This window comes from Colwellia meonggei, assembly GCF_057537295.1.
The window spans coordinates 131452-143262 of record NZ_BAAJLZ010000006.1 but is presented as its reverse complement, the minus strand read 5'-3'; the positions used below and the strand labels follow the sequence as shown (position 1 = coordinate 143262).

Annotated in this window: 8 protein-coding genes; 1 reads left to right on the top strand and 7 read right to left on the bottom strand. The window is 37.4% G+C overall.

What is annotated here, in order from left to right; all coding sequences use genetic code 11:
• Nucleotides 1-290 precede the first annotated feature (290 nt).
• Together AC27E9_RS14930 and AC27E9_RS14925 are read right to left on the bottom strand one after the other, a co-directional pair.
• The gene (locus AC27E9_RS14930) at nucleotides 291-1124 is read right to left on the bottom strand and encodes a substrate-binding periplasmic protein (protein ID WP_487131519.1); all 834 of its coding nucleotides are present in this window, start codon (nucleotides 1122-1124) and stop codon (nucleotides 291-293) included.
• An 18-nt stretch (nucleotides 1125-1142) separates the two neighbouring features.
• Nucleotides 1143-2312, bottom strand: a complete 1170-nt coding sequence (locus AC27E9_RS14925) for a porin (RefSeq protein WP_487131517.1) — start codon at nucleotides 2310-2312, stop codon at nucleotides 1143-1145.
• 83 nt (nucleotides 2313-2395) lie between these two features.
• Here AC27E9_RS14925 and AC27E9_RS14920 point away from each other — a divergent pair, with 83 nt between their 5' ends.
• Nucleotides 2396-4276 carry a methyl-accepting chemotaxis protein gene (locus AC27E9_RS14920; RefSeq protein WP_487131515.1) on the top strand — a complete coding sequence of 627 codons (1881 nt, stop codon included), beginning with the start codon at nucleotides 2396-2398 and terminating at the stop codon, nucleotides 4274-4276.
• 9 nt (nucleotides 4277-4285) lie between these two features.
• Here the strand turns inward: AC27E9_RS14920 and AC27E9_RS14915 are convergent, their stop codons facing one another.
• From AC27E9_RS14915 to AC27E9_RS14895, 5 genes are all read right to left on the bottom strand, one after another.
• Complete coding sequence (locus tag AC27E9_RS14915) at nucleotides 4286-5671, bottom strand: sensor histidine kinase (RefSeq protein ID WP_487131513.1); 1386 nt, start codon at nucleotides 5669-5671, stop codon at nucleotides 4286-4288.
• Nucleotides 5658-7067 (bottom strand): sigma-54-dependent transcriptional regulator, encoded by a 1410-nt coding sequence (locus tag AC27E9_RS14910; RefSeq protein WP_487131511.1) that lies wholly within the window; start codon nucleotides 7065-7067, stop codon nucleotides 5658-5660. The genes AC27E9_RS14915 and AC27E9_RS14910 overlap by 14 nt, the downstream gene beginning before the upstream one ends.
• Nucleotides 7068-7169: 102 nt before the next feature.
• Nucleotides 7170-9593 (bottom strand): FtsX-like permease family protein, encoded by a 2424-nt coding sequence (locus AC27E9_RS14905; RefSeq protein WP_487131509.1) that lies wholly within the window; start codon nucleotides 9591-9593, stop codon nucleotides 7170-7172.
• 5 nt (nucleotides 9594-9598) lie between these two features.
• Nucleotides 9599-10333 carry an ABC transporter ATP-binding protein gene (locus AC27E9_RS14900; RefSeq protein WP_487131507.1) on the bottom strand — a complete coding sequence of 245 codons (735 nt, stop codon included), beginning with the start codon at nucleotides 10331-10333 and terminating at the stop codon, nucleotides 9599-9601.
• 40 nt (nucleotides 10334-10373) lie between these two features.
• Entirely contained in the window at nucleotides 10374-11630 is a 1257-nt protein-coding gene (locus tag AC27E9_RS14895) for an efflux RND transporter periplasmic adaptor subunit (protein ID WP_487131505.1), read from the bottom strand.
• Between the last annotated feature and the right edge of the window lie 181 nt (nucleotides 11631-11811).

The following is an 11811-nucleotide window of genomic DNA, read 5'->3' as shown; positions in this document are numbered from 1 at the left end:
AAAAGTGCTAGGAGTATCGCTATCTTAACATACTTTCTTAGTTATTTTTCTAGGTACAGTTTCCTATGATTTCAATAGAGACGCCAAACTCTTAGCATAAATTTAAATGCTTAAACGCAATAATACTTAGATAGAGTTTAACTTTCTTTGCGCCTTATTTTAAGCTGTTCTGCTATATGCTCACACATATTTTGTTCACTATTTCAGCAAAAAAGACTACATCAACGTTTAAAATTAAAAGTATTTTTCTAGATGTAGTTAAAATTCAATTCTGTATATTTTAAAAATAACTATCGCTGTAAGTAATTATTAATAATTTCAGTATACTGCTGAGACTCAATTACGCGTTGCAATGCATCATCCATACGATTAACAAAATCATTTTTATAAGAAAACTGTTGTTTGTCACTAATGCTGTAACCTATATGGGCTGTTTGTGACATAACAATAAGTGATTCAGCAACGTCATCGAAATTCAATTGCTGGCTTTTCTTAAGCGTTAACAATTCATATTGTATTGCTAATCGATCATTTAAATAGCAATCAAGGCGTTTAGATTGTAACTTCATAATATTAGCCTCAGTACTCTTATTCTCCCAAACCATCATGCGCTTATCAGCTACTGCGGCTTTAATTTCTGCGCTGAAAATCATATAACCAGAATTAATACCTATATTTAATACTGGTAACGACTTGAACTTATGCTCATCAAAATAATCAATAATATTAATACTTTTTTGACAGTAAGCTACCACCGTTTCGCTCATAATAGCCAGAGAATAAGGCCAAATATATTCACGTTCCTCTATACGTTTATAAGGGGGTAATATTGCTAAAACCTCCCCATTTTCAACTTTCATTAACGCCCGCTTCCATGGCATCCCTTGCAAGTTAACTTGATAATGCTCACTTATCAACTCAGCAGCGGCTCTAACAATATCGACATAAATCCCTTTTAACTGGTTATTTTCAATATAGGAATAAGGCGGGTAACTGTCATCGGCTAAAATCATTACCTGCGGAATTGTGCGCCCCTGAGCTGCCCGAACACCTGATAACAGAAGTACCATAAACAAACTAGATAAGAAAAAAATTTGACGCCATTTGATGTCAATATTATTCATAGCTCTATTCACGCCAGCTTAATATTGCCATTGCTGACTAAAGTCATAGCGAAAGCCAACTGATAATGAAGAAAAGTCATCTAAATAATCAAAGTCCCTTTGCAAATATTCAACATGAAACCTTAACCAAGGTTTTGGTACCCACTCAAGGGTAGTGTTAAAGCCATTAAAGTCTTGTGTTAAACCGTTAGTATGGCCATCGGAAAAGTCGAAATAGCCTACTTTCAAGCGATATTCTTTAGCCAACCAGTAAGCTGCAGAAAGATCAAGCGTATGACCACTTCTATCGAGATCACCATTAGTTCTTTGGTAATCCTTATCTTGATAGCCAAGTGCTAAGTATAATCCGCTATCAAAATCATAAGCCAACGCCGCAGCATAAGTTTCATCATCTCCAACATCTACATTAGCTACATTCGCTTGCTGGCTGAGGTAAGTCGCAGCAGCATGCAATCCGTCTTTATCATAACTCACACCAACATTAACTAAGTCACTATAGTTATTGCCATCGTCACCATTAAACTGCGCTGCTGCCATCCAAGTGACTTCTTGATATTTATACTTATAGGTCAATAAATTATCGACAAAAAATATGCTTTCTGGATCATATGCAAACGGGCTACTCGCATGATTAAAAATATCAACATACTCAGCAACAAATAAATAATTTACTGGCCTTTGCTTGCCGATGCCTACCGTCCCGATTGGACTTGTAAGAGCAGCGTAAACTTGTCTTGCTTTGCCAAAGTCACCATTATTAGACAAGTCAATTCCCCACTCTCCATGCAAGGTCGCACTCCAATTTTCATCCCACTCACTGGTGGCTTTAAAGCCGGCATGAGAAAGTGCATCTCTAACATCCATTTGCTTAGAGTCATCTTCATCAATATAACCTAAAGTAGGCCGAACAGTGGCATAAAGTTTAACTTTGTTTGTTGAACTGCCAGCAGGCAATTTTTCTGTCTTTTTAGGTTCTTTAGCAACACTTTTTGAAAGCGGTTTAGCAATATTAATCACGGACTGTGTATTAGCGGTTTGCTGCTTCTCTAATAACTCAATGCGCTTTTTTAATACCTCTAGTTGCTGCTTTAATTCACTGATAGTTATATTTTCATCTGCAAAAGAACCTGGACTTAAAAGCAACAAAGCTAATATCGAAGAATTTGCAAACTCTTTAATTTTTATCATAAAAAATCACTTTCAATTTTCACTTTTCTTAAAGTGTAGACTATATATTAAAGCGTATCGTTTTTTTAATTATGGGTTTGAATATGAATATCAGAACAAAGTTTTCGGTAGCATCTGGAGTGGTTGTGTTTATTATTGTTTCACTACTTTCTCTGTCCAGTTATATGTTAATCAGTAATTCGCTACAGGAAAAAACTCAAGCCTATGTTGAAGACAACTCATCATTACTTGCACAAGGTATTAGTAATTGGTTAACCAGTAAAACTTCCCAGATAAATGTACTGAGAAATATGGTTGAGAGTGACTATTCTCCTGAAAATTTTCAAAAAGCATTAGAACTATCATCTCTCACCACTGACTTTTCTTTAATGTTCGGCACCCTAGCAAATGAAACCCAATTACGTTCAAATGATCCGAATAGAGAAAACCCAGCTGGTGTCGACTTTCGAGACCGACCTTGGTTTGAATTAGCCCAACGTAGTAATGGCGTAGTTTTCACTGCTCCTTACATAGACGCAGCAACAAAAGAGTTATTACTATCAGTGGTTGCTCCCATTGAAAACAACTCTAAATTTCAAGGTGTTATTGGTGGAGATTTAAGCCTTGATAGTATTGCAACAAGTGTAAATACCATTAATTTCAATAACACTGGTTTAGCATTTATTGCTGATGAAAATGGCAATATCATTACCCACCCTGATGCAAGTTTAAACGGTAAAAATACCAGTTCTGTTTACAATACATCGCCGAATAACAATCGCAAAATCATCACTATTGAACATGATGATAAAGAAAAATTAATCTACTTTTTTCCTTTAAAAAAACAGTTTGGCATGAGCTGGAGTTTAGGAGTTTTATTAGAAAAAGATAAAGTTTATCAATCACTTTCAAGTTTAACTAATCAAACCATTTTATTTGCCATTATTGGCATTGCTATTTGTATTTTTTCTTTGCGACAACTTGCTAAAAAGTTATTACAGCCACTAAATGAACTAGAAGCTGCGATTGCCGAAATAGCATCAGGTGGTGGCGACTTAACTCAACGCTTAACCATTAAGAACAATGACGAGTGCGGTGCTGTCGCAAGTAACTTCAACAAGTTTCTCGATACCTTACAACAGCTAGTTAAAGACATTAAACAAAAAGCTGGGGTTGTTGTTGATAATAGTAATAACGCCACAGAATTAGCCAATGAGTCGAGTACCAAATTAGGCGAACAAGGAATGCTGGTTGAAGGATTAGCAACAGCTATGAATGAAATGAGCCAAACTTCGATGGATATTGCCGCCAGCGCACAAGATGCTGCCACCTCAATTTCTTCAGTTAACGAGCGGGCAGATGAGGGACGTTCATTATTTAGCAAAACCAGTAATGATGTTGTCGGGTTATCACAAACTATTTCATCTTCGCAGGAGTTAAGTAATCAACTGGCCGAATACAGTAACAATATTGAACAAGTACTTTCAGTGATCAACGGCGTTGCCGAGCAAACTAATTTACTTGCTCTAAATGCAGCAATCGAAGCAGCTCGTGCCGGTGAACAAGGTCGAGGATTTGCCGTTGTTGCTGATGAAGTGCGAACTTTGGCCTCACGCACCCAAGAGTCGACAACTGAAATTAAAACTATGATTGAGCAAATTCAAGAGTCTTCAGGGCAAGTGCAGTTATCAATGAATGAAAGTCGTGAAATGGCAGAGGCTTGTGTCGAAAATACTCAAGTTGCCAATCAAACACTAGAGAATATATCAGACTCTGTTAAAGATATTATGGATAGGAATATTCAAATTGCCGCAGCAATTGAAGAGCAAAGCGTTGTTATTGAAGAAATTAATAAGAACACCACACATATTAATGATATCAGTATACAGGTTGGTGACTTCTCTCAAGAACAAGTCGGTACAAATGAAGCCTTGGTCGACGAAGTTAACCAACAACAATTATTGTTAGAAAAGTTTGTCGTTTAAATAATCAATTTATGCGGGTAAAGACAATATAACTTGTGCACCTGATGTATGCGGGCTATTTTTCAGCTTTATTTGGCCGCCATGACTAAACATAATTTGTCGACAAAGAGCTAAGCCAATGCCGCTACCGTTTGGTTTAGTAGTATAAAATGGCACAAATAAGTTTTCAGTGTTTGCTAGGCCGCAACCATTATCTGTAATAACTATTTTTTGCCATTGCTGCTCGATAAAATAATCAATTTTGATTATTTTATTTACTCTTTCTTCCATTGCATCCATAGCATTCTTAAACAAGTTTATCAGCACTTGTTCAAATTGCTTTTTATCAACTGACAACTCAGTATTGGTGTTTTCAGCAATTATAAACTGACAATTTGGAAATAGCGGCATCAGCTTTTTAATAAGAGAGTTTAGATTTATCGGTGCAAAAATTGGTTTAGGTAAGTGTGCCAGCTGGCTATAACTCGCTATAAAATCACTTAAAGAATCGGCTCGTTCATTAATAATGTTAATACCAGCAACTAAGCTTTTGTGACTTTCCAGTTTTTCAGTCTCAATAGTGCCTTGTAGCTTATGTTGTATTGACTGACTAATTGTTGAAATTGGGGTTAAAGAGTTATTAATTTCATGACTAAGCACCCTTAACACGCTTTGCCAAGCACTGCGCTCTTTCTCCATGAGCAACCGTTCCGCATTAGTTAATAAATATAACTGGTGCGGTTGCCCATCTCTTATAAAACTCTCTTTATGTAGAAAGAAATCACCATCAAATTCAGCATCTGAAAGACCTAGTTCTTGACTGGCAGATTTAAACTCAATAATACCTGAGCTTGCCTGTTGTAATTTTCCTCCCACAGCTAAGTCATTTAGTAGCATACCACTATAATTATCAACATCATTAAGTAGTAAGGCTTTCGCGGATGCATTTGCCATAACCAACTTACCAGTTTGATCTGTCGCTAATACCATAGCATCCATTTGCTCGACAATTAACTCAAGGAGAACTCGTGACTCTTTTGCCGATATTTTATGTAGTGCCAATGTTTCTGAAAGGCTATTTATTAATACTAATAACTCTTGAAAAGCTTGGTTGCTTTTCAATCGGCCACGTAAGGAGTAGTCCCCGTCTATCATTGATTCGATTAAGTTAGCTAAAGTTCTTACTTGGTACTGAGCATGTTTACGGCTGGCAATAACAACATAGCTTGAAAGTAAACATAAACAGATAATAATAAAAGCAATAAAGTAGGGAGAAGTATTGGTACTAAATAAGGCTATTGTTGTAATAAAAAAGCAAGGTAAAACCGCTAATAAAATTAACTTATCTTGTTGCTCTATTTGATAATGCTGCGCACTCTGCTTAACACACTGCCAAATTTTTCTAATCCAATTCATATTTACTTATTCGACGGTAATAGCCACTGCGACTCAATCCGAGCGACTTAGCTGTTTCTGTCGCATTATTATTGTGTATTTTTAAGCGCTCAACAATGATATTTTTTTCAACTTCATCAAGCGTTAAATGGTTAAATTCTAGGTCATGACTATTAAAATTGTCACTTTTCAATGTCGTTAAAACAATATCTTCGGCATGAATCACCTCTTGGTTACATGTAAACAATAACCGCTCCATAGTGTGGCTCAATTCACGAATATTACCCGGCCAATGATAATCTTGTAACTTAGTAATTGCAGCAGCAGATATTGATGGGGTATTTTTGTGATACTTACGACTAAAGGTTGCTAAAAAACTTTGAGCCAAATCCGCTATATCCTCTACTCGTTCAGATAAAGATGGAATACGCAACTCTATGGTATTTAACCGAAAATAAAGGTCTTGGCGAAATTTATTATTGATAATATCCGCTTGTAAATCACTATTCGTTGCAGAAATAACCCGTACATTAGCATGCAAAGATTTACTACTTCCTACAGCTTCAAACTTTTGCTCTTCCAATACCCTTAATAATTTTGCTTGTTGTTCAATTGGAATATTGGCTAACTCATCTAAAAATAGTGTGCCATTTTCTGCCATTTCAAAACGGCCAATACGATTTTCTTTCGCATCAGTAAATGCTCCTTTAACATGACCAAACATTTCACTTTCAAATAAGCTTGCCGGTATTGCTCCCATATTCACAGGGACAAATGAATTTTTGGCACGACGAGAAACTTTATGTACGTATGCGGCAAGCATGCTTTTACCAGTACCGTTATCTCCGGTCAGTAAAATACTCATGTCGCTTTTTGCTAAATTATCTAAGGTCGCTAATAAATCTTGCATCACTTTTGAATTAGCAATAATACCATCGCGGTTTTCAGGGTGAGATTGCGCCGTAAGCAACCTATTTTGCTGTGATAGTCGTTCAGCATTTTTGCAAGAATTAGCTAATGCAATCTGAGTTTCAATGGCATTAATAATTCGCTCATTTTTCCAAGGTTTTTGCACAAAATCATTGGCGCCGGCTTGCATAGCTTCAACCGCAATATCGATTGTTGCCCAGCCAGTCATCACAATAATTGGAATATTCAGATTTAGCGCAGTAATGCTTTTAACAAGCTCAATGCCCTCTCGGCCAGATGTGGTGTCTTGTTGAAAGTTCATATCAAGCAACACCAACTCAACTGATTGGCTTTTTAAACACTCAATTGCCGCCAGAGGAGTAGTAACAGCGAGCGTTTCAAAACCAAAATCAGCTAGTAAGTATTTAAGGCCAGCGATGATATTAATGTCATCATCGGCAACGAGTATTTTTTTTGTATTTACAAAGTCATTCACAATTGAATTCAAAAACTCTCATTATATTGATTAAAACAAGCAGCAAATAAAGTACATTGCTGCTACATTCGCGTAGCATAACCTGTTAGCTACGTTATTGTTTGCATTAAATATTTACTCATACCGTAATGCCATACTTGGCTCCATAGTAACAGCTTTTTTACTCGGCAAATATATCGCCAACATAACAACAACCGTTAAACCGAAAACGACTGTTAACGCTTGCGAAAAGTAAATATAAACTGGAAATATACCTTCAGTAAACTTATGAAAACCAAAAGAAATTAATGCAAATATTAGTAATGCCAAACTAAGTCCAATAATTAGCTGCTTACCACCTTGTTTCAAAAACATACGCAATATATCTCCGTCAGAAGCACCAACTGCCCGTCGAATACCGACTTCATGTGTACGTTGTGCGACTGAATTCGCTGTTAAGCCATAAATTCCAACCATAGCTAAAAGAAGAGAGAAAAAGCCGGTACCAAAAGTAATTTCAGACATCAGCCCCATAGATTCTCGCATTTTATTTCGATTCTCACTGGCTCCCTGTACAGAATAAGTGAGCTCAATACTGCGATCTATAGCAAACATGGCTTGATAGAAAATTTCTTCTGGTTGCTGCGTATTTGGCAAAGTCTTGTAAAGAAGAATTTGGTACGGGTCGAAAAACTGTAAACCTGATAAATAAATTTCGTCTGCACTATCTCTACTACCAAACATCGCACTAGCGTTCATGCGGTTAGTCACGACACCAACAATAAAAACCCTTTCATCGATATCATTAATATTCACCGTAAAGCTCTTCTCTAAGGGCGATTCTCCAGGCCAATAACGTTTCGCCATTGATTGACTGATAATTGCAGTTTTACGATTGCCACTTTTATCTAAATGAGTAAATTGACGCCCTGCAACTAAATTCACCCCAACGGTTGCACTATCACCAATTAGCGATGCAACATCGATAATTAGTTTATCCTCTTCAGAGAGATATTCGTGGCCCTCTAGCATCACTTTCGATGCACCAATCCAATTATGGTTGATCACGCCAACTAAATTGGGGTGCTGCTCTAACTTCGCTATTAATGATTGCATCAAGGCTATTTGCTGTTGTGGCTCTGGATATTTCTTTTCTGGCACGCTAAAACGAGCAGTCATAACATTAGAGTAATCATCACCCATTTCAAGATTAATAAATTTATGAGAAATGAATGCCGTTATTGAGCCTATTAACATTAATAACGCCACTAAAAAAACTTGAGTTGTTACCAATATTCTAGAAACTCGCCCCGCTTTTTTGCTTTGTGCACCGCGAGTGCCATCCCTTAACGTGCTATTAATATCTTGATGCGCAGAACGCCAAGCCGGAAAAAATGCAGATAATAAAATGGTTATTAAGGTAAACACCACCGCCATCAATAAGGTTGCGCCGTCCATACCATAATGCCACCAAAAAGATCCGCCACCAGGTAACCAAGAATGTATTGCAACTTCAGTATAATCTAGCGCAGCTCCCACGAGTAATACGGACAGTAAGCCACCAACACTGGCAATAATTACTCCTTCCCACAGTAGTTGACTCACTAAACGAGCTGTTTTTGCACCAAGTGCAGCCCGAATTGCCGTTTCTTTTTGACGTTCAATAGAGCGTGCCAGCAGTAAATTACCAACATTAATACAAGCAAGTAATAAAATTAAGAATGAAATTGTCATTAAGCCCGCAAACGCAACCGCACCGTCGTTACCCGTTTGCGCCATTTGAAAAGTTAGTAATTTGACGTGTTTTTCTACTTTCGGTAAATCAAACAATTTCACATTTCGCTGATAAATTTGATTAATTTTCTGGGTTAACTCTTGTTCAGCGTCTTTAATGTTCACGCCGGCTTTAAGCCGCGCATAGCCATACAAATACTCACTATGTTGCGGCGACTCCAATAACACACTATTCAATAAAGGCAGCCAAACTTTAGACATATTTGGAAAGCGGTAATCTTTTGGCATCACACCAATAATATCGGTATTTATACCATCAACCTTGATGCTTCGCGTTAATATATTTTCATTACCCTGATATTCGCTTTGCCATACTTCATAACTAATCACAGCAACTGCTGGCGCCCCGACTAAAGTATCATTCTCACTTATTGTACGCCCTAAAATGGGCTTTATGCGACTAAATTCAAAAAAGCCAGCCCTTACATAGCTACCATAATAGCTCTTACCAGACTCCTTGATATTAATACGCATGTCACCTGTATCATAAACACCAAACTCAGCAAAACTTGCTACATTGTCTTTAATCGCCTGGTATTCGAAACTTCGGATATAACGGTACTTTCCATCTTCAAACACAGCCAAAGCTTTTGCCGTTTCTCCTTCTGGGATAGGTAAAGGTTTATAAATTGAGGTATACAAGAATGAAAAAGTAAATAAACTAATCGACAAGCCACCAATTAACACCCCCAGAGTCATTGCGGTAAATTTTGGTGCGTTAAATAAAAGGCGTAATGCATATTTAATATCTAACCATATAGACATAGTAACTACCCCGCCGCTACTTCTAGTGTAGAAACAGCATTATTTTTTATCGTGCTATTTATACTGTCTTTTATTAGCCGCCCATCAAACATCTCCAAGCAACGGCTCGCTCTTTTCGCTGAAGCGGGGTCATGCGTTACCATACAAATGGTTGCTCCTTCTCGATGCAATTGTTCGAATAACTGCAATACCGACTCGGCATTTTTTGAGTCTAAGTTACCTGTTGGTTCATCGGCTAAAATAATTTTAGGCTCATTAACTAACGCTCTAGCAACAGCGACTCGCTGTTGTTGCCCGCCTGAAAGTTGTGATGGAAAGTGATTTTTACGATGACCCATTTCTACTTTTTCAAGCACCGCTTTTGCACGAGTTTCGATTACTGCTTTTGATAGCCCTGATTGATAAGTCAGTGGCAACATAACATTTTCTAGTACGGTCAAATCTGAAATTAGGTTAAACGATTGGAAAACAAACCCAATCTCTTTACTGCGAATTTCCGCGCGTTGATTTCTACTCAGTGAAGAAACATCATTATCCGCCAACCAATATTGCCCTGCTGTTGGTGAATCAAGTAAGCCCAACAAAGATAGTAAAGTTGACTTTCCACACCCAGATTGACCACTTAACGCGACATATTCGCCTTTATTTATTTCTAAGCTGATGTCATTTATTGCTTTAGTTTCAATATCTTCAGTTAAGAATGTTTTACTAACATCGTTCAACTTTAATAATGCTTTCATAATGTATCCTTTAAGACGTTTATTGTTATATAAGCGATAATTAATTTATTAATACTTGTTGGTGTTCTTGCCAATCACTGGTATCTGAAATAATAATTTCATCGCCAACAGTTAAGCCAGAAAGCACCTGAATTTTGTTAACTGAACTTTGCCCAAGACTGACCTGCTTTTTTTCAGCGAACTGTTGATCTACAGTGAGCTTAAACAAATCCACTTGGCTATCTCGTGGTGCAAAAACAGGGCGGTTTACAAACAAGGCGTTTTCAATATTGCTAATTTCTATCAAGCCATCAACCGTGAGTTCAGGACGCACTTCACTCGGTAAATTACCGATAAGTTTAACATCTACCTGAACCATACCCGATTTCACGGCAGGGTCGATACGACTAACCTTGCCAGCAATTTGACTAGTACGAGTATCTATATGCACTACTTGTCCTACTTTAATATCTTTCACTCGCACTTCCTGTACTTGCAGCTCAGCAAACAGCGAGCTTTGATCAGCAATAAGGGCAACACTACTACCTATCTGTGTTCGCTCTCCTAATTCGAGTGATACTTGTTGAATGATGCCTGACGTTGATGCGGTAACCGATAATGCCTCAACTTGTGCTAATACCCGTTGATAATTATTCTCCATCAAGCCTAAACGCGCCTGTTGTGCTGTTTTAGTTGCCGCCATTGTTAATTTCATTTTCGCAACTTTTTGTTGTTGCGCTTGCCAATATTGCAGTTGTTGTTTAACGGCAAGCTGGCTTTTTTGATAATCTAATGCTGATACTGTTGCATTACCTTGTTCCATCAAAGCGGTTTCGGCATCTAACTTTAGCTTTGCTGATAAATAGCTATATTCAGACGCCACCACAGCATTTTCAATATCGACTAGCTGTGACTCTAATGACACATATGCCGCGTTACTTTCTGCTTTATTTGCCTTTAACTCCCAACTAACTTTTTCTAATTCACGCTCAAGTTCAGGATTGCTAAGTTTAACGAGCACATCCCCTAGGTTAACTTTCGCTCCTGGCTTAACAAAAACTTGCTCAATTCGGCCGGCAACTTGCGCAGAAACCCAACGAATATTTTCTGGTTTTAACAATCCTGTAGCGCGTACATTAACTAAAAATAAGCCTTGTTCAACTTTAGCTGTTACTAACTTTTCATGATCAACCATATAAGAGGCATCACCTAGTGTTTGAGTCAAACGCCAAGCTAGAAAAACAAATAACATTGCCGGTATAACAAACCAGTACTTTTTCCATAATGTTTGCTTTGGCTTAATTCGTTGCGTATCCATTATTTTCCTTGCGCTTTATAACTTTACCTCTGTTATTACAAGATAAGTGCCAACAGCAAAAGAAAAATAAACACTTAATAAACAACATATTAAAACAAGACATTACATAGAGAAATGGTACTGTAGCGAAATCGACACAATACAATGTAGCAATAATGGAACACTAATAACGAGGCAAGTA